The organism is Methylobacterium sp. B4 (genome assembly GCF_003201865.1).
In the GTDB taxonomy this organism is placed as follows: Bacteria; Pseudomonadota; Alphaproteobacteria; order Rhizobiales; family Beijerinckiaceae; genus Methylobacterium.
Map to the genome: position 1 here is coordinate 25683 of NZ_QJJJ01000006.1, position 22204 is coordinate 47886.

Genomic DNA, 22204 nt, shown 5'->3' on the forward strand with positions numbered 1-22204 from the left:
GATCCGCAAGGCGGCCTCCGCGGAGGCCGGGGGCGGTCGGAGACACCGGTGTCTTGGACGACTGAAGCCGAGAAGGAAAAAGGCGCCTCACGGCGCCTTTCTTCGTTTCAGCTGGCTACCTCATGAGGCCTTGCGACGGCCCTTGGCCTTCGTGCCGCTGTCGCCGCCCTCCTCGGCCTCCGAGCCCTCGAGATTGAGGCTCTCGGCGATCTGAGAGAGCAGCTGATCGGTCTTCTTCTCTTCCTGAAGGGTCTCGTCGAGCAGTTTGGCGGCATCCGCATAGCCGAGCTGGGTGGCCCAGGTCTTCAGCGTGCCGTAGCGAGCGATCTCGTAATGCTCGATCGCCTGAGCACAAGCCGCCAGAACCGCGTCCGCGGCCGGGCTGTCCTTGAAATCCTCCAGATCCTCCTCCATCTCGGACGTCAGGCCCTGCATCGCCTCGCAGGTCTTGGCGCGGGACGGCTTACCGATGATTTCGAACACCTGCTGCAGCCGCTCGACCTGACCGGCGCTCTCCTCGGCATGCGTCTCGAAGGCTTGGCGCAGCTCCTCGTGCTCGGCCGCCTTGGCAGACTTCTTCAGCGCGCGAACGGACTGCTTTTCCGCGTAATAGACATCCTTCAGAGTCTCGTAGAAGGCGTCCTGCAAGGTCTTCGTCTTGGTAGCCATGGCGGTCCGTCTCCGGATTGTTGAACGAGTAGGCTGCGGGAGCGAACTCACCGGCAGCCTGTCCCGTCGAAACGCTCCGCTTGGCGCCCGGGTCCGCAAATTAGTGCGGGGAAGACTGCAAAATTCTGGGAACCTTCGACAGCCTGGACCGCGCGGCCAGCCCCACTCGCGAGGTGCTCGGCCCGCCCCTCAGGACCGCGTCGGCCCCGCCGTCACCTCTGACAGTTCGCGGAAGGCCATGAGGATCAGGGGCCGGCGGTCGAGATTGTACACCGCGGCCTCGCGGGCGGCCGTGGCGATCCGCTCGGCGGCTTCCACCAGTCCCAGCAGCCGGGCCGGGCCCTCGCTCTGGCGGCGGTCGATCTCGGCGGCGACGTGGCGCTGGATCGCGTCGAGCACGGTGGCGAGCAGCGGCTCGGCATCGCGGCCTGCCAGCGTCTCGGCGAGCTTGAGCACGCGCCGCCCGTCGGGCTCGGGCAAGCCGGCCAGCAGGGCGGAAACCTCGGCCTCGATCGCGGCGGTGGCGGGATCGAGCAAAGCCACGGCGCGGGCGACCGAGCCCTCGCTGAGCGCCACCGCCCGGGCGAGGGCGGCCTCGTCGGGCGAGGGGAAGGGCGGCGGGAAGCCCTCGATCACGGCGCGCACGTCGGCCTCCGGCAGGGCGCGGAGCGCCAGAGCCCGGCAGCGGGAGCGGATCGTCGGGAGGAGGCGGCCCGGCGCGTGGGAGACGATGAGGAAGATGGCGCGGGGAGGCGGCTCCTCGATCATCTTCAGGAGCGCGTTGGCGCTGTTGGCGTTGAGATCCTCGGCGCTGTCGACGATGCAGACGCGCCAGCCCCCCTCCCCGCCCGCCGTGGTGCCGAACAGGGCGAGCGCCGCGCGGGCGGCATCCACCGAGATGCGGGTCGGCAGCGTCTTGGCGCCGGGCGCCTGGACCCGGCGGAGCGCGATCAGGTTCGGGTGCGAGAGCGCCGTCACCTGCCGCGCGGCCGCGTGATCCTCCGGCACGTCGAGGGTACCGGGGAAGGAGAGCGTGCGCGGATCGGCCACCAGCCGGCGCGCGACCCGGTAGGCCAGCGTCGCCTTGCCGATGCCGGGCGGGCCGCCGATCAGCCAGGCGTGGTGGAGCCGGCCCGCGGCCAGCGCCCCGGCGAAGGCGGCCTCGGCGTGGGCGTGGCCGAAGAGACGGGTCTGCTCGCGCGGGCGCGGCACGTGGGCGAGATCCCCCGCCTCGGCCTCCGTGCGGGCCGCCTCGCGGACGGCGCGGGCGGAATCAGGCCGCATGACCCTGTCCCTCACGGCCCTGTCCCTCACGGCCCTGCCCCTCCCCGGCAGTTGGGATCAGGTCCGGCCGCCGGGCGGCGAGGCCGGCGCGGATAGCGGCCTCGACCGTGTCGGGATCGGGGCTCGCGTCGATCACGAGGCAGCGCTCCGGTTCGGCCTCCGCGATGGCGCGGAAGCCCGCCCGCAGGCGCTCGTGGAAGCCGAGCGCCTCCGCCTCGAAGCGGTCGGTCTCGCTCCCCTCCCCGCGCCGGCGCGCCCGGGCGAGCCCGGATTCGGGGGGAAGATCGAGGATCAGGGTGAGGTCGGGGCGCAGGCCCTCTAGCGTCACCCGCTCCAGGCTGACGATCAGCGCCGGATCGAGGCCACCCGCCGCGCCCTGATAGGCGCGGGTCGAGTCCGCAAAGCGATCGCACAGCACGATCGCCCCGCGCGCCAAAGCCGGACGGATCAACGCCTCGATATGGTCGATGCGGGCGGCGGCGAACATCAGCGCCTCGGCGAACGGCCCGTAGGGCTGGGCCACGCCTTCGAGCAGCGCGGCGCGCAGGGCCTCCGCCCGGGGCGTGCCGCCGGGCTCGCGGGTGGTCACGACCTCGCGGCCGCCCGCCCGCCGCAGGGTTTCGGCAAGGCGCGCGATCTGGGTGGACTTGCCCGCCCCCTCCCCGCCCTCGAAGGTGATGAAGACGCCCCGCGGCGCATCGCTCGACATGGAGCCGGGGCTAGCACAGCGGGGGCCGGGGCGCGACTAGGCTGCGCTCGCCTTGCGCCCCGTCAGCCACGAGGCCGCCAGCACCACGAGGCCGACGGCGGCGATCATCAGCGTCGAGGCGGCGTTGATCTCCGGATTCACCCCGAGCCGGACCTGGCTGTAGATCCGCATCGGCAGGGTGGTGGCGCCCGGCCCCGAGACGAAGCTCGCGATCACGAGGTCGTCGAGCGAGAGGGTGAAGGCGAGCAGGAAGCCGGCGACGACCGACGGGGCGATCAGCGGCAGGGTGATGCCGAAGAAGACCCGGGCCGGGCCGGCGCCGAGATCGGCAGCCGCCTCCTCGAGCGAACGGTCGAGACCCTTCAGGCGCGCGCCCACCACCACCGCGACGAAGCCGGTGGCGAAGGTCGCGTGGGCGATGACGAGGGTCGCGATGCCCCGGTCGAGGCCGATGCCGACGAAGAGCAGCAGGAGCGACAGGCCGGTGATGACTTCAGGCATCACCATCGGTGCGTAGAGGAGCCCGGTATAGGCGCCCCGCCCCCGGAACCGGCCGTGCCGGTCGAGCGCGAGCGCGGCGCAGGTGCCGAGCACCCCGGCGATGGCCGCCGAGAGGGCGGCGACCTTCAGCGAGACGAGGGCCGAGGCGATGAGCGGGCCGTCGGCGAACAGAACCCCGTACCAGCGGGTCGAGAAGCCGCCCCAGACGGTGACGAGCTTCGAAGCGTTGAAGGAATAGGCCACCAGCACCAGGATCGGCGCGTAGAGGAAGGTCAGCGCCAGCGCGAGCGCCGTGCGGGCGAAGAGGCTCATCGTCCGCCCTCCCCCGCGCGTCCCTCGGCGGCCTCCTCGCGGCGCAGCTCCGCCTCGCGGAACAGCACCACGGGCCCGACCACGAGGATCAGCAGCAGCACCGCCACGGCGGAGGCGAGCGGCCAGTCCCGGTTGGAGAAGAACTCGCTCCAGAGGACGCGGCCCAGCATCAGCGTGTCCGAGCCGCCGAGCAGGTCGGGAATGATGAACTCGCCCACCATCGGGATGAAGCAGAGCAGCGCCCCCGCCGCGAGGCCGGGCAGGCTCAGCGGCAGGGTCACGGTGAAGAAGGTCCGCACCCGGGCGGCGCCGAGATCGGCGGCGGCTTCCGTCAGCGCCGGGTCCAGGCGGCTCATCACCGCGTAGAGCGGCAGAACCATGAAGGGCAGGTAGGCGTAGGTCAGGCCGATCAGGACGCCGAAGGGCGAATCGAGGATCGGCAGCGGCGCCCCGATCAGGCCGAGCTTGATCAGCGCGGCGTTGAGCAGCCCTTCCGGCTTCAGGATCGCGATCCAGGCATAGACCCGGATCAGAAAGCTCGTCCAGAACGGCACGATCACGAGGGCCACCAGGATCGGCTGCCAGCGCGCGGAGGCACGGGACATGGCGTAGGCCGTCGGGGTGCCGAGCAGGACGAGGATCGCGGTGGCGAGCGCGGCGTAGCCCAGCGAGGAGAGGGCGGCGTCGCGGTAGAGCGCGTCGGCCGCGAGCATCTGGTAGTTCTCGAAGTCGAGCGCCTCCAGGAACTCGCGCCAGCCCTCCAGGCCCCCCTGCCAGTCGAGCACGGGCAGGTAGGGCGGCTGCGCCGTGGCCGGCGAGGAGAAGCTGATCTTCAGCGTGACCGCGAAGGGCACGAGGAAGAACAGCCCGAGCCAGAGCAGCGGCAGGCCCCGCACGAGGCCGCGACCGAGACGTCCGGCGAGATCGCTCCTAGCGCTGGGTTTCATGTCGGCGGGTCTCATGCCGGCAGCACCCGCGCGGCGTCGGCGGGAACCGTGACGGTGACGGCCTCGCCCACCGACGGGGCCGGGCCGGCTCCCGGCAGGGCGGCGGAGGCGCGCAGCGACGTGCCGTCGGCCATCGCCACCCGGTAGCGCACGCGGTCGCCCAGGAAGGTCGCCTCGCTGAGTTTGCCGGTCAGGCCTCCTGCGCTCACGCCCCCGATCACCATCCGCTCGGGGCGGATCGCGACCACGACGGAAGCGCCCGCCTCGCCCGCCCCGCTCGCGCACAGGGTCCCGAGCGCGGTCTCGACGGAACGGACGCCGCCCGGCTCCGTCGGCCCGAGGCGCCCCGCGATCAGGTTCACGTCGCCGAGCAGGCCGGCGACGAAGCGGCTGGCCGGGCGCTCGTAGAGCTCGCGGGGCGGGCCCACCTGTACGAGGCGCCCGCCCTCCATCACGCCGATGCGGTCGGCGAGCGCCATCGCCTCCTCCGCGTCGTGGGTGACGACGACGAAGCTCGTGCCGAGCCGTCGCTGGATCGCCCGCAGCTCCGCTTGCGTCTCCTCGCGCAGGGCCCGGTCGAGGGCGCCCAGCGGCTCGTCGAGGAGCAGGAGACGCGGCTGGCGCGCCAGCGCCCGGGCGAGCGCCACGCGCTGGCGCTGGCCGCCCGACAGCGTGCCGGGGCGCCGCCCCTCGAAGCCTTCGAGCCGCACCAGCCTGAGCAGATCCGTCACCCGCTCGGCCGACTGGGCCCGGTTCAGGCCGAGACCCTTCAGCCCGTAGGCGAGGTTGGCCGCCACGCTCATGTGCGGGAACAGGGCGTAGGACTGGAACATCATGTTCACGGGCCGCCGGTGCGGCGGCAGCGCCGTCAGATCCGCCTCGCCCAAGCGGATCGTCCCGGAATCGGGCGCCTCGAACCCGGCCACCAGCCGCAGCAGCGTGCTCTTGCCGCAGCCCGAGGGGCCGAGCAGGCAGAAGAACTCCCCGCCCGCCAGATCGAGGGAGACGGCGTCGACGGCCCGGTGGGCACCGAAATGTTTGATGACCCGCTCCAGGCGGAGCAGCGGAGCGGACGCGGTCGGCGGTGCGGAATCGGGCAAGATGGCGGACGGCTTCGGTGAGGACGAATGCTCAAGGTAGCAGAATCGGTGCCGAGCGCACCCGCGTCGCGGACAGGGATCGACGCCGCCCGCCGCCGGGTTCACCCTTTCGTCGGCTTGACGTTCCGCCTCGCCTGAACGACCTCAGCCCATCCGCGCCGGAGCCCAAGCCCTGTCCGCCGTCAAACCCTCGCGCCGCCACGCCGATCTCGGCCCCGACTTCTACGACGTCGTGGCTCCGGCGGATTTTCCGTCCGCGGTCCCGCGCTACCGCAACCGGGCCTGGGCGCGGCGCGTCGGGCTCGACGACCTCACGGACGAGCAATGGATCGCGCATTTCGCGCGCTTCGCACCGCTGCCCGGATCGTTCGAGCGGCCGCTGGCGCTGCGCTACCACGGCCATCAGTTCCGCTCCTACAATCCGGAACTGGGGGACGGACGCGGCTTCCTGTTCGCGCAAGCCCACGATCTGCGGGACGGGCGCCTGCTCGATCTGGGTACCAAGGGCAGCGGGACGACGCCCTGGTCGCGCGGGGCCGACGGGCGGCTCACCCTGAAGGGCGGCGTGCGCGAGGTGCTCGCCACCGCCATGCTGGAAGCGCTCGGTGTCGAGACCTCGAAATCGTTCAGCCTGATCGAGACCGGCGAGGCGCTGGAGCGGGGCGACGAGCCCTCCCCCACCCGCTCGGCGGTGCTGGTGCGGCTCTCCCATTCGCACCTGCGCATCGGCACCTTCCAGCGCTTTCTGTTCCTCGAACAGCCCGAGCAGATCGCCCGCCTCGTCGATCACACGCTCGAGACCTACTACCCCGAGATCCGCGCGGACGAGGGGTCTGAGCGCGCCGCCCTGTTCTTCGAGGCGATGGTCGCGCGGGTGGCGCGAATGGGCGCGCAGTGGATGGCCGCGGGCTTCGTCCACGGCGTGCTCAACACCGACAACATCAACGTCACCGGCGAGAGCTTCGATTACGGCCCCTGGCGCTTCGCGCCGGTCCACGATCCGGCCTTCACCGCGGCCTATTTCGACGAGTGGGGCCTATACAGCTTCGGCCGCCAGCCCGAGGCCCTGTTCTGGAACCTGAGCCGTCTGGCCGATTGCCTGCTTCCCCTCGCCCCGAAGGAACGGCTGGAGGCGGGGCTCAAGACCTTCGGGCCCGCGCTTCAGGACGCCTTCGCCGAGGCATTGCTGTCCCGGCTCGGCGTCACGCCCCTGCAAGGGGAGGGCGAGGGGGCGGTCCACCGGCTGGTGGGCGCGTTCTGGGCCTTCCTGGAGACGAGCCGCGCGCCCTTCGAGCAGGTCTTCTTCGACTGGCGCGGCGGCTTGGCGAGCGAGGCGCGCGCCGCCCGCAGCCCGGCGGGCGAGCACTACGCGAGCGATGCCTTCCGCCCGGTCCACGCCGCCTTCCAGGCGATGCGGCCGAGCGCGCGGGCCAACCTCGACCACCCCTACTTCGCGCGGGCCACGCCCTGCACGATGCTGATCGAGGAGGTCGAGGCGCTCTGGGCGCCGATCGCCGAGGCCGACGACTGGTCGGCGTTTCAAGCCAAGCTCGCCGAGATCGAGACGATGGCCGCAGCCTACGGTACCGCTCCCCTCCCCCCGGAGGCCTGAGGCGGCATGGCGCGACGCTTCGTTCTAGGAGGAAAGACCGCGCTTCTCACGGGGGCGGCGAGCGGCATCGGCGCGGCGCTCGCGCCGGTACTCGCAGGGCGCGGCTGCGCGCTGGCCCTGGCCGACCGGGACGCGGAGGGGTTGGCCGCCACCGCCCGCACCGCCCGCGCCGCGGGCGTCGAGGTCAGCGAGCATGTCCTCGATCTCGCCGACCGTGCGGCGCTTCTCGCCCTGCCGGAGGCGGTCCGCGCCCGGCACGGCGGCCTGCAGCTTCTGATCAACAATGCGGGCGTGGCGCTCGGGGGACGGTTCGAGGATACGGACCCCGCCGACATCGACTGGCTGATGGACGTGAACCTGCACGCGGTGATGCGCCTGACCCATGCCTGCCTGCCCCTGCTGCGGGCGGAGGCCGAAGCTCAGATCGTCAACCTGTCGAGCGTCTTCGGCATCATCGCTCCGGCGGGGCAGGCGGCCTACGCGGCGAGCAAGTTCGCCGTGCGCGGCTTCACCGAGGCCCTGCGCCACGAGGTCGAGGGCACCGGGCTCGGCGTGACGCTGGTGCATCCGGGCGGGGTCGCCACCGCCATCGCCCGCAACGCCCGCACGCCCCGCCACCTCGACGCCCGCGAGGCCGCCGAGGGTCTGGCCGCCTTCGAGCGCCTGCTCACCCTGCGCCCGGAAACGGCCGCCGAGGCGATCCTGCGCGGGATTGAGGCCCGGGCGCCCCGCATCGTCATCGGCGCGGATGCCCGGCGCGCCCTGCTGATCCAGCGCCTGCTGCCGGTACGCTACTGGTCGCTCATCCGCCGCGCCGTCCGGGACCGATAATTACCATGGCGAGCCTGCGCGCCCACCTCTTCGACCTCACCATCCGGCTCGCCGTGAAGGCACGGATCGGCCGGAGCGTCGATGTCGATACGATCCGCCGGACCTTCGACCGGGCCGCCTTCCCGGCGCCCGCCGGCGTCGCCTTCACCCCCGGCGAGCTGGGCGGCGTGCCCGGCGAGTGGGCGCAGGCCGAAGGGGCGGCAGGGCCCGAGCGCCCTACCCTGCTCTATCTCCACGGCGGCGGCTTCATCGCCTGCTCGGCCGCCCTGTACCGCCCCGTCACCGGGCATTTCGCGCTGGCCGGCTTCCGGGTCTTCGCTCCCGATTACCGCCTCGCCCCCGAGCATCCCTTCCCCGCCGCGATCGAGGATGCCGTCGCCGTCTGGGCCGCGCTGGCGCAGGCGGGGCCGGCCGTCATCGCCGGGGATTCCGCGGGCGGCAACCTCGCGCTGGCGACCCTGGTCGAGGCTCGCCGCCTCGGCCTGACGCTGCCGGCCGCCGCGGCTCTGTTCTCGCCCGCCACCGACCTGATCGGGCGCAGCGACTCCTTCCGCACGAATCGGCGGCGCGACGCGATGTTCCGGCTCGAATCCCTAATGCGGCTCGTGCCCGTCTACCTCGCGGGCGCCGATCCCTGCGACCCGCGCGCCTCGCCGATCGAGGCGGATCTCTCGGGCTTCCCGCCGCTCCTCTTCCATGTCGGGGCGCGCGAGATCCTGCGCGACGATTCCCTTCGATTTGCGCAGAAGGCGCGGGAGGCCGGCGTGGCCGTCGAGGTCACGCTCTTTCCCGTGGTGCCGCATGCCTGGCAGCTCGCCGAGAGCTTCCTGCCGGAGGCGCGCCGTTCCCTCGACGAGGCGGCCTCGTTCCTTCGGCGGGCTCTGGAAGCGGCCCGGCCCGTGACGGAGACGGCCGCGTGAGCGAGGCCCCCCTCGATCTGCTGATCGTCGGCGCGGGCTTCTCCGGTCTCGCCATGGCGATCCGCGCGCGGCAGGCCGGCGTCACGCGCCTGCTCGTGCTGGAGAAGGCCGCGGGCGTCGGCGGCACATGGCGGGAGAACACCTATCCGGGCGCGGCCTGCGACGTGCCCTCCTATCTCTACTCCCTCTCCTTCGCCCAGAAGCCGGACTGGTCGCATCTCTTCGCCCGCCAGCCCGAGATCGAGGCCTATCTGGAAGGGCTCGTCGCGGAGCACGGCCTCGGGCCGCATCTGCGCCTGGGTACGAATGTGCGCCGGGCCGTGTTCGACGAAGGGGCCGGCCTGTGGCGGGTCGAGACGGACGGGGAGACGTTTGCCGCCCGCGTGCTGGTGGGCGCGCTCGGCGCGCTGCACCACCCCGCCCTGCCCCGCCTGCCCGGCCTCGACCGCTTCGTCGGGCCGGCCTTCCACTCCGCGACCTGGGACCACGCCTGCGACCTGAGCGGCAAACGCGTCGGTGTGATCGGCACGGGGGCGAGTGCGGTGCAGTTCGTGCCGGAGATCGTCGGCCGGGTCGCCCACCTCACCCAGTTCCAGCGCTCGGCCCCCTGGATCCTATCCCGCGGCGACCGCCCGACCGGCGCGGTCAGCCGCCTGTTGCTGCGGGCGGGCCCGCTGCGCCGGCTCTACCGGGCCTCGCTGTTCTGGCGCCGCGAGTTGGCGGCGATGGCGGGCTTCACCCGCGTCTCGCGGGTGACCGCGCTCGCGGAGGGCCTCGCGCGGCGACATCTCGAAGCCTCGATCGCAGACCCGGCGCTCCGAAAGAAGCTCACGCCCGATTACCGGCTCGGCTGCAAGCGGGTGCTGCTCTCCGACGACTACTACCCTGCGCTGGCCCGTCCGAACGCGAGCCTCGTGACCGAGCCGATCCGCGAGGTCCTGCCCCACGCCGTCGTCACAGCGGACGGGCGCGAGCACGCGATCGACGTGCTGATCTTCGCCACCGGCTTCGCCCCCGGCGGCAGCGTCCTGCGCACGGACATCGTCGGTCGCGGGGGCGTCAGCCTGCTGGAGGCCTGGAAGCCCGGCGCGGACGCCTTCCGGGGCGTGTCGGTCGTGGGCTTTCCGAACTTCTTCCTGCTGCTCGGGCCCAACACCGGGCTCGGCCACAACTCGGTGCTGCTGATGGTCGAGGCGCAGGTCGCTCACGTGCTCGACGCCCTGCGCCGCCTGCGCGACCATCCCGGCGCCGTGCTCGACGTGCGGCCGGAGGCGCAGGCGCGCTTCCGCTCCGAGGTCGATGCGCGGATGCAGGACAGCATCTGGACCCGGGGCGGCTGCGGCAGCTGGTATCTCGACCGGGCGGGGCGCAACCGCACCCTCTGGCCCGGCACGGTGGGCGATTACGTGCGCGGCACCCGCCGGCTGCGGGCCCAGGATTACCGCCTGACCGAGCCGGAGCGATCCTCAGGCCGTCGCTGAAAGGTCGCAGGCCGATCGGTCTTCCCAAGACGCGTATCGAAGGCGAAGCCGCTCAGGGGGTGGACGGCGCGTCGGCCAGCGCCCGCGCCAGCCCCTCGTAGACCCGCGGATCGGACATCTGCGCCACGTTGAAGCGCATGAAACCGCCGGCCGTCTGCGCCACGCTGAAGACGTTGCCCGGGGCGAGGACGAGGTCGTCGCGAAGAGCGCGGCGGGCGGTTTCGGCCGCGTCGCGCCCGTCCGGCAGGCGGCACCAGAGCGTGTAGCCGCCGCGCGGCAGGAGCCAGGGCTCGATGCCGAGGCCGGCGAGACGGGTGGCGGCCTCCCGGCGCGCCCGCGACAGGCGGCGGCGCAAGCCCTCCAGATGCTTGCGGTAGCTGCCGTCGGCCAGCGTCCCGGCGACGAGTTCGGCGGCCACGGGACTCGGTCCGCCGAAGCTCGTCGCGACCTGAAGATCGACCAGGGCCTCGATCCAGTCGGGACGCGCCGCGACATAGCCGCAGCGGATCGAGGCGGAGAGCGTCTTCGAGAAGCTTCCGACCCGGATCACGCGGTTCAGACCGTCGAGGGCGGCGAGCCGGGGCGAGGGCTCGGGCTCCAGATCGGCGAAGATGTCGTCCTCGACGATGATGAGGTCGTGAGCCGCGGCCAGCGTCAGGATCCGGTGCGCGATGCCGGGGGAGAGCGTCGCGCCGGTCGGATTGTGGAGCGCGGAATTGGTGAGGTAGAGGCGCGGACGATGCTCGGCCAGCGCCGCGGCGAAGCGCGCGGGATCGGGTCCGGTCGCGGTGTGGGGTACGCCGACGATCCGCACGCCGTGCGCCCGCAGCAGGGCCTGGAAGTTGAAGTAGCAGGGATCGTCCACGATCACGGTGTCGCCGGGCCGAAGCAGGAGGCGGCCGATCAGGTCGATGGCGTGCGTGCCCGAGCCGGTCAGCAGCACCTGCTCCGCGCCCGCCTCGATCCCCTCCCCCGCGAGACGGCGCACGAGCAGGCGGCGCAGGGCCAGCATGCCGCGGGTCGCCCCGTAATCGGTGAGCACCGCGTCCTCGGCCCGGGCGAGCCCACGCACGGCCCGGCGGAGCGCCGTGTTCGGCATCCACTCGGCGGGAAGCCAGCCGCAGCCGGGCTTGAGCGTGCCGGGCCCGGCATCGAGCGACTGGCGCGAGATCCAGAGCGGATCGATCGCCCGGTCCCGCCGGGGCTCCGCCTCGGTCAGCGCCGGGGGCGAGACCGCCCCGCAGACATAGAAGCCCGAGCCCGGTCGGGGCCGGATCAGCCCCTCCGCCGCCAGCCGACCGTAAGCCTCGACCACGGTCGAGGGCGAGACGCCCATGATCGCGGCCAGACGCCGGATCGAGGGCAGCCTCTCCCCCGGTGCCAGACTGCGCGCGGCCAGCCTCTGGCGGATCGCCGCCATCACCGCCCCGGTACGGCCGCCCGCGACTTCCGTCTCACGATCCATCGGGTGTGCGGGTCCACCGAGCCATACAGTTCGGCGCAAAGCGTACGGGACCGTGCCTGTCGCCGCCAGCGCCCGCTCCCTACCGTCGCGCCGAATCCGGGAACGAGCGATGCGGCGAGACGACAAAAGATCCTGGGAGGGCTGGGGTCACGGCCTTCTCGGCGTGGTGATCTTCAGCGGATCGCTTCCGGCGACGCGGGCAGCGGTCGGCGGCTTCACGCCGCTGTTCCTGACCTCGGCCCGGGCGGTGATCGCCGCCGGGCTCGGGGCGGCGCTGCTGGCGCTGCTGCGGCAGAAGCGGCCGGGCCGGCGCGACCTCGGCGCCCTGGCGGTCGTGGCGCTGGGCGTGGTGATCGGCTTTCCCCTGCTCACGGCTGTGGCGCTGCAGCACATCACCTCCGCCCGCTCCATCGTCTTCATCGGCCTGCTGCCGCTGGCCACTGCGCTCTTCGGCGTCCTGCTGCGCGGCGGCGAGCGGCCGAGACCGGCCTTCTGGCTGTTCTCGGTGGCGGGCAGCCTACTGGTGGCGGGTTTCGCGCTCGCGCAGGGCGAGGGCACCGACCCGGTGGGCGACCTGCTGATGGCGGCGGCGATCCTGCTCTGCGGCCTGGGCTACGCGCAGGGCGCGCTGCTGTCGCGCCGGCTCGGCGGCTGGCAGGTCATTTCCTGGGCGCTCGTGCTCTCGGCTCCTGCCATGATCGTGCTGGCGCTCGCCACCCTCCCCGCCGCGTGGAGCGGGATCGGCGCGTCGGCCTGGGCCGGGCTCGCCTACGTCTCGGTGTTCAGCATGCTGGTGGGCTTCGTGTTCTGGTACCGCGGGCTGGCCCTCGGCGGCATCGCCGGTGTCGGACAGCTGCAGCTGCTCCAGCCCTTCCTTGGCCTCGCGCTCGCCGGCCTGCTGCTGCACGAGCCCGTGGAGGGCGCGATGCTCGCCGTCGCCGCCGGGGTGGTGCTCTGCGTCGTCGGCGCCAAGCGATTCGCCTGAAAGCCCGCTCGATCGGCCCCTCCGATCCGACGCCCTCGTCCTGAGGTGCTGGGAAGTAGCCTCGAAGCAGGCCTCCCGTTGTCGCGCGATCCTCGGAGTCCTTCGAGGGCGACGCGGCGCGCCGCACCTCGGGAGGGGGCTGGGCGTTGGAATCCTCGCCTTGCGCTCACCGCTCGATCTCAGAAGCCGCCCGCCTGATCGAAGTCGAGATAGGCGGTCTCGATCACGATCTGCGTGCGGCTGATGACTTCGAGCTTGCGCAGGATCTCGGAGACATGAGCCTTCACCGTCGAATCGCCGACCTGCAATTCGTGGGCGATCTGCTTGTTGAGCTTGCCCTGGCGGATCATGGCGAGCACCCGCATCTGCTGCGGGGTCAGGCGCGCGACGCGCTCGGCGACCGGCGGCTTGTCGCCGCCCCGCGCCGGGGCCGGGGGCGGGGCGAGGTCGGGCGGCATGAACAGGGCTCCGCCGAGCACCTCGGAGATCGCCCGGGTCAGGGTCGCCTTGTCCACGGCCTTGGGCACGAAGCCTGCCGCGCCGTGGCGCAGGGCCTCCTGCATGATGCGCGGCTCGGTGAGCCCGGAGACGATCAGGATCGGGATCCGGGGGAAGCGGGTGCGGATCGCCACCAGCCCGTCGAAGCCGGTCACGCCCTGCATCGAGAGGTCGAGCAGCGTCAGGTCGATGGCGGGGTTCCGGCCCAGGATCTCGCAGGCCGCGCGGATGCCGTCCGCCTCGTGCAGTTCCGCCGTGGGGAAGGCCAGGGCGATGGCGCTCGCCAGCGCCTCGCGGAAGAGCGGATGATCGTCGACGACGAGGAGGCGCAGGGCGCTCTCGACGTTGAGCGGTGCCGCGGCCCCGGGGCCGTCCTCGAAGTCCGATGCTGCGTGAGCCATCATCGCGTTCATGCCTTCCGGCGGGCCGCGCTCCCCGGCATGCGGCCTCTGTCCCGGCCCCTTTTAAGGCATTTGGGCCGGCGCGGCTTCCGGTCTTTCGTACCCCCTTCGCGCGCGTCTTCGCGCTTCCCGGCCCAACCCGTCACCCGCCCTCGAGGACGAGCTGGCGGCGACCGGGGCGATGCCCCTCCGAGCCGGTCTCGCGAAAGCCGAGCTTGTGCAGCAGGCCCCAGGAGGCGACGTTGCCGGGCCGGCACTCGGCCACCACGACCCGGCGCGGGAAGCGCCGGCGCAGGCACGCGACGGTGGCCGAGACGGCTTCGGCCCCGAAGCCGCGCCCGCGGGCGGCCCCTCCGATCCAGTAGCCGATCTCGATCGCCCCCTCGCCGCGCAGATGCGCGCCGACGACGCCGACGAGGGAAGCGTTCGCATGCAGGTCGCCGGGACCGTCGGGATCACGATGCCAAGCGCCGAGGAAGCGGTCGCGCCCGTGCCGGGCCGAGCCGATCAGCGCCCGGGCATCCTCGAGCGTGAAGGGATCGGCGAGGAAATCGACGGCGCCGGTGATGGCGGGATCGTCGGTGATGGCGCGCAGGGCCGGCGCGTCCCGGGCCTCCAGCGGCGCGATCGACAGGCGCGCCGTCTCGAAACCGGGCAGGTCGGTCAGGCTGTCGCGACGGGGGCGGCGGAAGAACATGGCGGAGTCTTGCGCGCAGATGAGGGTGTTAACGAACGAGGCCGCCCACCTCATCCATCACATCTCGAAAAATTCCCGGCTCGAAAAAACCCGTCCGGCCCGGCATGGGAGACCTGCGGCCCGAGGTGCGAACCATCGCGGCGGGCGCCGGTTGCCCTGCGAGGAGATCCCGATGACCGAGACCCGCGACGAGATCCGGGGTGACACCCGCTTCGAACCCCAGGCGCCGCTCAGTGTCGCCGCGCGCAGCGCCTGCCCGCGCTGCGGCCGGGGCCACCTGTTCAAGGGCTTCCTGGAGATCGCCCCGGCCTGCGACGCCTGCGGGCTCGACTTCTCCTTCGCCGACCCGGCCGACGGCCCGGCCTTCTTCGTGATGATGACCACGGCGATTCCCGCGGTGGCCTTCGGCCTGTGGCTGGAACTCACCTACGATCCGCCGCTCTGGCTGCACTTCGTGCTGACGCTGCCGGTGGTGTTGATCACCTGCACGCTCCCCTTGCGTTTCTTCAAGGGATGGCTGGTGGCGAGCCAGTACGTGCACCGGGCCGAGGAGGGGCGGCTCGCCCGACCCGCGCCGCCCGCCGACGCGGCGAAGACGAGTACCGTCGAGACGGACGCATCCGGCATCCGCTGACCGGGTCCAGAAGTCGAACCAAGGAACCGAACCAAGGAACCGAACCAAGAAAAAGCCCGCCCCGTGGGACGGGGCAGGCTCTTCTTCGCGGCCGGTGCGACCGGGCGTCAGTGCGCGGCGGGCGCGAGGTTCGCCGGCGGGTGGATCACCATCTCGGTGAACGGGTAGACGTAGGCCTGGAGCATCACGAGGCCGCCGACGAGGCAGGCCAGCACGATCGAGTGCCAGAACACGAAGCGCAGGATCTTGCTCTCCTGGCCGAAATAGCCCGTCGCGGTCGAGGCGACGACGATCGACTGGGCGTCGATCATCTTGCCCATCACGCCGCCGGACGAGTTCGCCGAGGCCATCAGGATGCCCGACAGGCCGAGCTGCTCCGAGGTGATCCGCTGCAGGCCGCCGAACAGCACGTTCGAGGCCGTGTCGGAGCCCGTCAGCGCGACGCCGAGCCAGCCCAGCAGCGTGCCGAAGAACGGGTAGAGGATGCCCGTGCCGGCAAAGGCCAGACCCAGCGTGGCGTCGACGCCCGCGTAGCGGGTGAGCACGCCCAGCGCCAGCATCGCGGCGATGGTGATGAGCGAGTAGCGCAGCACCCAGATCGTCTCGAAGTAGGCGGTGACGAGGCGCACCGGCGAGAAGCGCATGATCAGGCCGGAGATGATCGCGGCGAACAGCACGCCCGTGCCGGTGTAGGACATGTAGGTGAAGTTGAAGATCGCGGCCTCGGCCTTGGGCGCGGCCTCCACGGGCGGCACCTTCATGATCATGTTGTGCAGGCCCGGCACCTCGTACTTCCACGAGAAGATCGGGTTCACGATGCCCTTGAACCAGCCGGTGCCCCAGATCGCGACGATGATCGAGAGGATGATCCACGGCACCCAGGCCATGAAGATCTCCTGCGAGGAGGCGGTGCGGCCGCCCAGATGCACCTTGGGCAGGTCACCGGGGACGCCCGCGCCGAGGGAGGCGGGCTTGGGCGCGCCGTAGCCGATCGACGGGTCGTGGCCGCGCAGGGCCGGGGAGGTCCAAACCTGGGCCGGACGCCAGACCTTGAGGAAGGCGACGAGGGCGGCCATCGAGACCAGCGAGGCACCGATGTCGACGATCCAGGGGTTGATGTAGTTCGAGATCAGGAACTGGGCGAGCGCGAAGGAGACGCCGCAGACCGCGATCGGCGGCCAGATCGCCATCATGCCGCGGAAGCCCGCGAACACCCAGATCAGCCAGAACGGCACGATCACCGAGAAGAACGGCAGCTGCCGGCCGATCATCGCGCCGAGCACGTAGGGGTCGTAGCCCGTCACCGAGGCCAGACCCTGAACCGGGGCGCCGAGCGCACCGTAGGCGACCGGTGCGGTGTTGGCGATGAGCGAGAGGCCCGACGCGGCCAGCGGCGAGAAGCCCAACCCGATCAGGATGGCGCCCGTGACGGCCACCGGCGTGCCGAAGCCGCCCGCGCCCTCGAAGAAGGCACCGAAGGCGAAGGCCACCAGCAGGAGCTGGATGCGCCGGTCCTCGGTGATGCCGGCCACCGATTGCTGGAGGACGGCGAACCAGCCCTTCTCCACCGTCAGGCGGTAGAGGAAGATGACGTTGAGGATGATCCAGCCGATCGGGAACATGCCCGTGACGACGCCGAGGATCGTGGCGCGGACGGCGAGATCCGTCGGCATGCCGAAGGCGACCACCGCCACGAGGAAGGCGACGACGAGGGCGAGAACAGCGGCGATGTGGACCTTGATCTTGCCGCTGGCGATCATGCCGAGCAGGGCGATGACCGGCAGCGACGCGACGAAGGTCGAGAGCCACTGGCTCCCGAATGGATCGTAGACCTGATTCCAGGGTGTCACGGGCGGCGCCCTCCTCCGATGCCCGGATCTTGTGCCGGGCCTAGCCTTGGGTGCTAGCAGAGCCGTTAATCCCGCTCAACGCACGTAATCATGTATCCAGGGCAAGTGTCGTGGATCTGCATCAGGTTAGCCCCCGCCAGGCCCGCCGCGGCGGTCAAGGGCACGCATTTTACCTGCCTTAATCGGGCGCGGCCCGGAACAGGGAGGGCGCCCCACGGTTCCCCCGCCACGACTTCAGAGGCCAGGGAGCCTTCCCCATGTTCATGCGCGTCGACAAGCTGCAGGCCGAGTTGCCCGCACCCAAGCGTCGGGATCCGAACGCGGCGGCTGCGCTGCAGGAACTGCTCGGCGGCAAATACGGCGAGATGTCCACGCTCGGGAACTACATGTTCCAGAGCTTCAACTTCCGCAGCAAGGACAAGCTCAAGCCGTTCTACAGCCTGGTGTCGAGCATCACGGCGGAGGAACTCGGCCACGTGGAGCTGGTGAGCAATGGCGTCGCCATGCTCAACAACGGCCCCGACAACGATGGCGACAAGACGGATGGAGGCGACATCTCCGGTGCGCCCTTCGAGGACATGAAGGACATCCGGCTCGCGGCGGCCTTCTTGTCGAACGGCGGCGGCGCCGCGCCGATCAACAGCAACGGTGCCTCCTGGAACAACGACTTCATCACCTCGACGGGCAACGTCGTCGTCGACCTGTTGCACAACTTTCACCTCGAATGCGGCGCGCGGCTGCACAAGCTGCGGGTCTACGAGACCCTTTCGGACCCCACGGGCCGCGAGGTCTGCGGCTACCTGCTCGTGCGCGGCTCGGTCCACGCCCACGCCTACGCGCTGGCGCTCAAGCAGATCACCGGCGTCGAGATCGAGAAATTCCTGCCGACGCCCAACATCGTCCTCGACAAGATCCCGGAATGCCAGAAATACCTCCAAGAGGGCTCTCACCGCCGACTCTATACTTGGAGCCCGAACGACTACAAGGACATCGCCGGCCTCTGGGGCAACGGCGAGCAGGCGCTGCCGGGCGACCCGCCGGGCGAACTCGAGGTCGTCGACGGCATGCCGGATGGCGGCAAGATCCACCAGCTCACCGGCGTCCCCTCCGCCTTCTCGCCGGACTACGCGCCGGAGGAGATGTTCGAGATCGCCCAGAAGCTGACGAAGAAGGCCCGCTGAGGCCATGCGGCGCGGGGCGTGATTTGCATTCACGCCCCGCGCCGTCATCCGAGAGAACGCATTCTATCCCGCGAGATCGACCGGGAAATCACAGCCCCTTACGCGCCGCCCGCCACAGACGCCACAGGCGGCGCCAGCGCGGGATCTCGATCAGGCTGTTGAGCGGGTCGTAGCCGGGTCGCTCCATGACCGCGAGATAGGGCTCGACCAGCGCCACCGGCAGGAAGGCGGGCCGGGCCGCGGGCGCGATGGTGGCGCGCGCCGCCTCGTAAGCCTCCAGGTGCCGCCGCGCGAGCGCCCGCAGCTCGGCGCAGGCGCGCACGAGGCCGGGGCCGCCGCGGCCCGAGACGATGTCCTCGCGGGTGACGCCGTTCTGGCGCAGCAGGTCGCCGGGCAGGTAGACCTGTCCCTGCCGGGCGTGCCAGGGCAGCGCCCGCAGGAGCCCGGTGATGCCGTAGGCCACGCCCGCATGGCCGGCCGCCGCCGCCCCGCCGGGCTCGGCCCCGTCGGCGAGCACCAGCCCGGACAGGCGGATCAGCGCCGAGGCCGTCTCGCCGCAATAGCCCTCCAAGTCGTTCACCCGGGGCATCGGGTCGTCGTAGAGGTCGAAGACGCGGGCGTCGATCAGGTCCACGAAGGGCTGGCGCCCGAGGCGGCGCCCGACGATCGCGTTCTCCAGGGCCGCCGCGACCGGATTGGCCCGGACGTCGCCGCGCGCCTCGCCCTGGAGTGCGTCGCGCCACCATTGCAGGCGGATCTCCCCCGCCATCGGGTTCGAGGCCGCCCCGCGGACCCGGGCGACCGTGAGGCTGAAAGCCGAGAGCGCGTAGAGATGCGGGCGGAAGGCGGCGGGCGCGAAGAGCGTGGCGAAGTAGCGGTCCGGATCGCCCTCGCGCACCAGCTCCTCGCAGTGCCGGAACGCGAAGGCCAAGCCGGCGCTGCCGGCCTCGGGGCTGCTCGTCTCGGTTCGGGTCTCGGGGCGCGTCATGGAGCGGGGCTCATGCGGCGGTGAGGAGGATCAGGCGACGGCGATCAGCGCGGCCGCGACCTTGCGGTTCTCGGCCATGAGGATGTTGTAGGTGCGCGCCGCCGCTCCCGTCTGCATGGCATCGACGCCGATGCCCGCGGCCTTGAGGCGCTGGCGCAGCGGATCGGGCAGGAAGACGATGTCGGCGCCGGTACCGATAAGAAGCAGCTCGATGCCCTCGGCCTCCGCCAGCACCGGGGCGAGGCTGCGCGCGTCGATGGCGGCGGGCGCATCCACCTCCCAGGCGCGGATTCCGGAGGGCAGGAGCAGGATCGAGCCGCGATGGGACATCTGCCCGAAGCGGAAGCCGCCATTGCCGTAGGCGTCGATGCCGTGACGGCCGGGCAGGAAGCCGTCGTGGATCTGGCCGGGATGACGCGCTTCGCTCACGCCGCGTCCTACTCGGCCGCCTGAGGCAGGCCGGCCTCGCGCTGCGACGATTTCGCACCCGACAGGCGCAGGCCGATATAGATCAGCGACGGCGTCGAGACGAAGATGGCCGAGTAGGTGCAGATCACCACGCCCGCGAGCATCACCACGGCGAAGCCCTTGATCGCCTCGCCGCCGAACAGCACCAGCGCCACGAGCGACAGGGTCGTCGAGAGCGAGGTCATCACCGTGCGCGACATGGTGGAGTTGATCGAGAGGTTCAGGAGCTCGACCACGGGGATCGTCTTGTAGCGGCGCATCAGCTCGCGGGTCCGGTCGAACACCACCACCGTCTCGTTGAGCGAGTAGCCGACGATGGTCAGGATCGCGGCGATCGAGGTCATGTTGAACTCGATGCGGGAGACGATGAAGACGCCGACGGTGAGAACGATGTCGTGCAGGGTACCGACGATGGCACCGAGCGCCAGCTCCCGCTCGAAGCGGAACCAGAGGTAGAGCAGCACCGCCAGCACCGAGAGCACGACGCCGACCGTGCCGGACTGCACCAGCTCGCCCGAGACGCGCGGACCCACGGTCTCGGTGCGGCGGAAGTCGTACCCGGCGTCGAAGGCGGCATGCGCCTTCTGCATCACCGCGGTCTGGCCCTGCTCGCCGGCCTGGAGCGGGAAGCGCACCAGCACCTGCCCCTCGCCGCCGAGTTCCTGCACCTCGGTCTCGCCGAAGCCGAAGCCGTTGGCGGTGTGGCGGATCTCCGCGACATCCGCCGTCCTGCCGGCCTTGGCCTGCAGCTCGACCAGGGTGCCGCCCTTGAAGTCGATGCCGTAATTCAGGCCGACCGTGAGGAACAGCACCACGGTCGCCACCGACACGAGCGCCGAGAGCGGGAAGGTGAAGCGCCGGAACCGCATGAAGTCGAAATGCGATTCGTCGGGCCAGAGGCGAAGGAGGCGCATGGTCGGTCTCGAAGCGTGGGAAGCGCCGGGCGCCCCCCTGAGAGTAGCATGGCGCGGCCGGGGGGCCGGCGCCGGAGGGGAGCGCGGTCAGCGCGCTCCTCAGAACGGCAGGGCCTTGGGCCGGAACACGTTGTACCACACTGCGATCATCATGCGCGTCAGCGTCACCGCCGTGATGACCGTGGTGAGGATGCCGAGGATGAACACCACGGCAAAGCCCTTCACCGGGCCGGAGCCCATGAAGAACAGGAGCAGCGCGGCGATCGCCATGGTCGAGTTCGAATCGATGATGGTGGCGAAGGCTCGGTCGAAGCCCGCCTGGAGCGCCGAGACCAGGGAGCGACCGGAGCGGGCCTCCTCGCGCATGCGCTCGTAGATCAGCACGTTGGAATCGACCGCGGTGCCGATGGTGAGCACGATGCCGGCGATGCCCGGCAGCGTCATGGTCGCCTCCAGCACCGACATCAGGCCGAGGATCAGGCCGACATGGACGATGAGCGCGATGTTGGCGATGAAGCCGAACACGCCGTAGGTCGCGAACATGAAGATGATGACGAGCCCGGCCGCCACCAGGGTGGCCTTCTGCCCGGCCTCGATCGAGTCGCGGCCGAGGCCCGGTCCGACCACACGGCGCTCGACCACGGTGAGCTTGGCCGGCAGCGCGCCGGCGCGGAGCAGCACCGAGAGGTCGTTGGCGTCCTTGACGGTGAAGTTGCCGGTGATCTGGCCCGAGCCGCCGGTGATCGCCGAGCGGATCACGGGGGCGGACTGGATCACGCCGTCGAGCACGATCGCCATGCGCCGGCCGACATTCTCGGAGGTCGCCTGACCGAAGCGCTGGGCCCCGCGCAGGTTGAACTTGAAGCTCACCATCGGCTCGTGGGTCTGCGGGTCGAAGGCGGGCTGCGCGTCGGTGAGGTCGCTGCCATCGGCCATGACGCGACGCTCGACCGGCACCTTGGCTCCGCCCTCGTCCTTCGAGGGCAGCATGTCGACGTCACCCGAGGGCGAATCGGCCAGCATGCGGAATTCGAGCTTGGCGGTCTTGCCGAGCTGGTCCTCCAGCTCCTGCGGGTTCTGCAGGCCCGGCACCTGCACCAGGATGCGGTCGGCGCCCTGCTGCTGGATCGACGGCTCCTTGGTGCCGCCGAAATCGATGCGCTTGCGCACGACCTCGATCGCCTGGCTGACCGCGCGGCGGGTGCGGTCGTTGATGCCGGCATCGGTGAGCGTGAGCTGGATCGTGCCGTTCTCGGCCTCGTTGACCGCCAGCGTCTGGCCGCCGCCGGGGCCGGCGAGCGGGTTGTTGATGGGCTGGGCGAGTTCGCGCAGCTTCGGCATCACCTTGGCGCGGGCCGCCGCGTCGGGGATTCGCAGCTCGACGCCGCGGTTGATCACGCGGATGCCGCCCTCCGGCGAGACCGAGGCCTCGCGCAGGATGCGGCGCACGTCGTCGCGCAGGCCGGTGGTCAGCGAGCGGACCAGATCCGGCTGGTCGATCTCCAGCAGGATCTGCGAGCCGCCCTGCAGGTCGAGGCCGAGCACGATCGCCCGCTGCGGGATGATCCAGCTCGGGAACCAGGAGGGCAGCGATTGAATGAAGGCCTTGCGGCTGTCGGCCGGCACGAAGCTCGGCACCGCGAGGCTGAGGCCGATCAGGATGACGGCGAGCGTCGCGACGATCTTGGTTCTCGTGAAACGCAGCATCCGCCCGATTCCGACTTTTTGTCATTGGTGCCGGGCGTCGACGCCCGGCA

Annotated in this window: 21 protein-coding genes; 7 read left to right on the forward strand and 14 right to left on the reverse strand. The window is 71.3% G+C overall.

What is annotated here, in order from left to right:
* Nucleotides 1-120: 120 nt before the first annotated feature.
* From BY998_RS10270 to BY998_RS10295, 6 genes are all read right to left on the reverse strand, one after another.
* Nucleotides 121-669: a ferritin-like domain-containing protein gene (locus BY998_RS10270; RefSeq protein WP_110351534.1), complete on the reverse strand. Its 549-nt coding sequence runs from the start codon at nt 667-669 to the stop codon at nt 121-123.
* Nucleotides 670-858: 189 nt separating this feature from the next.
* The gene (locus BY998_RS10275) at nt 859-1953 is read right to left on the reverse strand and encodes a DNA polymerase III subunit delta' (RefSeq protein WP_110351535.1); all 1095 of its coding nucleotides are present in this window, start codon (nt 1951-1953) and stop codon (nt 859-861) included.
* A complete protein-coding gene (tmk, locus tag BY998_RS10280; protein ID WP_110351536.1) occupies nt 1943-2662 on the reverse strand; it encodes a dTMP kinase in 720 nt (239 codons plus the stop codon). Before tmk ends, BY998_RS10275 begins: the two co-directional genes overlap by 11 nt.
* Before the next feature lie 36 nt (nt 2663-2698).
* Nucleotides 2699-3475 (reverse strand): ABC transporter permease subunit, encoded by a 777-nt coding sequence (locus tag BY998_RS10285; protein WP_110351537.1) that lies wholly within the window; start codon nt 3473-3475, stop codon nt 2699-2701.
* Nucleotides 3472-4422 carry an ABC transporter permease subunit gene (locus BY998_RS10290; protein WP_110351538.1) on the reverse strand — a complete coding sequence of 317 codons (951 nt, stop codon included), beginning with the start codon at nt 4420-4422 and terminating at the stop codon, nt 3472-3474. The genes BY998_RS10285 and BY998_RS10290 overlap by 4 nt, the downstream gene beginning before the upstream one ends.
* A gap of 11 nt (nt 4423-4433) precedes the next feature.
* Nucleotides 4434-5522 carry an ABC transporter ATP-binding protein gene (locus BY998_RS10295; RefSeq protein ID WP_181425480.1) on the reverse strand — a complete coding sequence of 363 codons (1089 nt, stop codon included), beginning with the start codon at nt 5520-5522 and terminating at the stop codon, nt 4434-4436.
* Between the two features lie 172 nt (nt 5523-5694).
* Between BY998_RS10295 and BY998_RS10300 the strand changes: the two genes are divergently transcribed.
* Genes BY998_RS10300 through BY998_RS10315 form a run of 4 tightly spaced genes read left to right on the forward strand, consistent with a single transcriptional unit; the run spans nt 5695 to nt 10366 of the window.
* A complete protein-coding gene (locus tag BY998_RS10300; protein WP_181425486.1) occupies nt 5695-7134 on the forward strand; it encodes a protein adenylyltransferase SelO in 1440 nt (479 codons plus the stop codon).
* A gap of 6 nt (nt 7135-7140) precedes the next feature.
* Entirely contained in the window at nt 7141-7965 is an 825-nt protein-coding gene (locus BY998_RS10305; protein ID WP_110351540.1) for an SDR family NAD(P)-dependent oxidoreductase, read from the forward strand.
* 5 nt (nt 7966-7970) lie between these two features.
* Nucleotides 7971-8885: an alpha/beta hydrolase gene (locus BY998_RS10310; RefSeq protein ID WP_110351541.1), complete on the forward strand. Its 915-nt coding sequence runs from the start codon at nt 7971-7973 to the stop codon at nt 8883-8885.
* Nucleotides 8882-10366: an NAD(P)/FAD-dependent oxidoreductase gene (locus BY998_RS10315; protein WP_110351542.1), complete on the forward strand. Its 1485-nt coding sequence runs from the start codon at nt 8882-8884 to the stop codon at nt 10364-10366. Before BY998_RS10310 ends, BY998_RS10315 begins: the two co-directional genes overlap by 4 nt.
* A gap of 52 nt (nt 10367-10418) precedes the next feature.
* On the opposite strand, the gene BY998_RS10320 is transcribed toward BY998_RS10315, so the two are convergent.
* Complete coding sequence (locus BY998_RS10320) at nt 10419-11831, reverse strand: PLP-dependent aminotransferase family protein (protein WP_110351543.1); 1413 nt, start codon at nt 11829-11831, stop codon at nt 10419-10421.
* Nucleotides 11832-11940: 109 nt separating this feature from the next.
* On the opposite strand from BY998_RS10320, the gene BY998_RS10325 reads away from it, so the two are divergent.
* A complete protein-coding gene (locus tag BY998_RS10325) occupies nt 11941-12816 on the forward strand; it encodes a DMT family transporter (protein WP_110351544.1) in 876 nt (291 codons plus the stop codon).
* A 179-nt stretch (nt 12817-12995) separates the two neighbouring features.
* Here BY998_RS10325 and BY998_RS10330 read toward each other — a convergent pair whose 3' ends face one another.
* Together BY998_RS10330 and BY998_RS10335 are read right to left on the reverse strand one after the other, a co-directional pair.
* A complete protein-coding gene (locus tag BY998_RS10330; protein WP_110351545.1) occupies nt 12996-13727 on the reverse strand; it encodes a response regulator transcription factor in 732 nt (243 codons plus the stop codon).
* Between the two features lie 130 nt (nt 13728-13857).
* Entirely contained in the window at nt 13858-14412 is a 555-nt protein-coding gene (locus tag BY998_RS10335) for a GNAT family N-acetyltransferase (RefSeq protein ID WP_110351546.1), read from the reverse strand.
* Between the two features lie 172 nt (nt 14413-14584).
* Between BY998_RS10335 and BY998_RS10340 the strand changes: the two genes are divergently transcribed.
* The gene (locus BY998_RS10340) at nt 14585-15046 is read left to right on the forward strand and encodes a DUF983 domain-containing protein (protein ID WP_110351685.1); all 462 of its coding nucleotides are present in this window, start codon (nt 14585-14587) and stop codon (nt 15044-15046) included.
* Between the two features lie 107 nt (nt 15047-15153).
* Here BY998_RS10340 and BY998_RS10345 read toward each other — a convergent pair whose 3' ends face one another.
* The gene (locus tag BY998_RS10345) at nt 15154-16896 is read right to left on the reverse strand and encodes an L-lactate permease (protein ID WP_110351547.1); all 1743 of its coding nucleotides are present in this window, start codon (nt 16894-16896) and stop codon (nt 15154-15156) included.
* A gap of 257 nt (nt 16897-17153) precedes the next feature.
* Here BY998_RS10345 and BY998_RS10350 point away from each other — a divergent pair, with 257 nt between their 5' ends.
* Nucleotides 17154-18077 carry a manganese catalase family protein gene (locus BY998_RS10350; protein WP_110351548.1) on the forward strand — a complete coding sequence of 308 codons (924 nt, stop codon included), beginning with the start codon at nt 17154-17156 and terminating at the stop codon, nt 18075-18077.
* Nucleotides 18078-18165: 88 nt separating this feature from the next.
* Here BY998_RS10350 and BY998_RS10355 read toward each other — a convergent pair whose 3' ends face one another.
* The 4 genes from BY998_RS10355 to secD form a co-directional block, all read right to left on the reverse strand.
* Nucleotides 18166-19065, reverse strand: coding sequence for a phytoene/squalene synthase family protein (locus BY998_RS10355; protein WP_110351549.1), 900 nt, complete (start codon nt 19063-19065; stop codon nt 18166-18168).
* 30 nt (nt 19066-19095) lie between these two features.
* The gene (locus tag BY998_RS10360; protein ID WP_110351550.1) at nt 19096-19494 is read right to left on the reverse strand and encodes an MTH938/NDUFAF3 family protein; all 399 of its coding nucleotides are present in this window, start codon (nt 19492-19494) and stop codon (nt 19096-19098) included.
* A gap of 8 nt (nt 19495-19502) precedes the next feature.
* Nucleotides 19503-20447 (reverse strand): protein translocase subunit SecF, encoded by a 945-nt coding sequence (secF, locus tag BY998_RS10365; protein ID WP_110351551.1) that lies wholly within the window; start codon nt 20445-20447, stop codon nt 19503-19505.
* Nucleotides 20448-20546: 99 nt separating this feature from the next.
* On the reverse strand, nt 20547-22154 hold the full coding sequence (gene secD, locus BY998_RS10370; RefSeq protein WP_110351552.1) for a protein translocase subunit SecD: 1608 nt from the start codon (nt 22152-22154) through the stop codon (nt 20547-20549).
* Nucleotides 22155-22204 lie beyond the last annotated feature (50 nt).

Excerpts from the sequence above, each read along its gene's own strand:
- BY998_RS10270 (WP_110351534.1), bottom strand. The coding sequence starts at position 669 with ATGGCTACCAAGACGAAGACCTTGCAGGACGCCTTCTACGAGACTCTG.
- BY998_RS10325 (WP_110351544.1), top strand. The coding sequence starts at position 11,941 with ATGCGGCGAGACGACAAAAGATCCTGGGAGGGCTGGGGTCACGGCCTT.
- BY998_RS10350 (WP_110351548.1), top strand. The coding sequence starts at position 17,154 with ATGTTCATGCGCGTCGACAAGCTGCAGGCCGAGTTGCCCGCACCCAAG.
- BY998_RS10310 (WP_110351541.1), top strand. The coding sequence starts at position 7,971 with ATGGCGAGCCTGCGCGCCCACCTCTTCGACCTCACCATCCGGCTCGCC.
- secF (WP_110351551.1), bottom strand. The coding sequence starts at position 20,447 with ATGCGCCTCCTTCGCCTCTGGCCCGACGAATCGCATTTCGACTTCATG.
- BY998_RS10285 (WP_110351537.1), bottom strand. The coding sequence starts at position 3,475 with ATGAGCCTCTTCGCCCGCACGGCGCTCGCGCTGGCGCTGACCTTCCTC.
- BY998_RS10330 (WP_110351545.1), bottom strand. The coding sequence starts at position 13,727 with ATGAACGCGATGATGGCTCACGCAGCATCGGACTTCGAGGACGGCCCC.
- BY998_RS10355 (WP_110351549.1), bottom strand. The coding sequence starts at position 19,065 with ATGACGCGCCCCGAGACCCGAACCGAGACGAGCAGCCCCGAGGCCGGC.
- BY998_RS10320 (WP_110351543.1), bottom strand. The coding sequence starts at position 11,831 with ATGGATCGTGAGACGGAAGTCGCGGGCGGCCGTACCGGGGCGGTGATG.
- BY998_RS10305 (WP_110351540.1), top strand. The coding sequence starts at position 7,141 with ATGGCGCGACGCTTCGTTCTAGGAGGAAAGACCGCGCTTCTCACGGGG.
- BY998_RS10275 (WP_110351535.1), bottom strand. The coding sequence starts at position 1,953 with ATGCGGCCTGATTCCGCCCGCGCCGTCCGCGAGGCGGCCCGCACGGAG.
- secD (WP_110351552.1), bottom strand. The coding sequence starts at position 22,154 with ATGCTGCGTTTCACGAGAACCAAGATCGTCGCGACGCTCGCCGTCATC.
- tmk (WP_110351536.1), bottom strand. The coding sequence starts at position 2,662 with ATGTCGAGCGATGCGCCGCGGGGCGTCTTCATCACCTTCGAGGGCGGG.
- BY998_RS10340 (WP_110351685.1), top strand. The coding sequence starts at position 14,585 with ATGACCGAGACCCGCGACGAGATCCGGGGTGACACCCGCTTCGAACCC.
- BY998_RS10335 (WP_110351546.1), bottom strand. The coding sequence starts at position 14,412 with ATGTTCTTCCGCCGCCCCCGTCGCGACAGCCTGACCGACCTGCCCGGT.
- BY998_RS10290 (WP_110351538.1), bottom strand. The coding sequence starts at position 4,422 with ATGAAACCCAGCGCTAGGAGCGATCTCGCCGGACGTCTCGGTCGCGGC.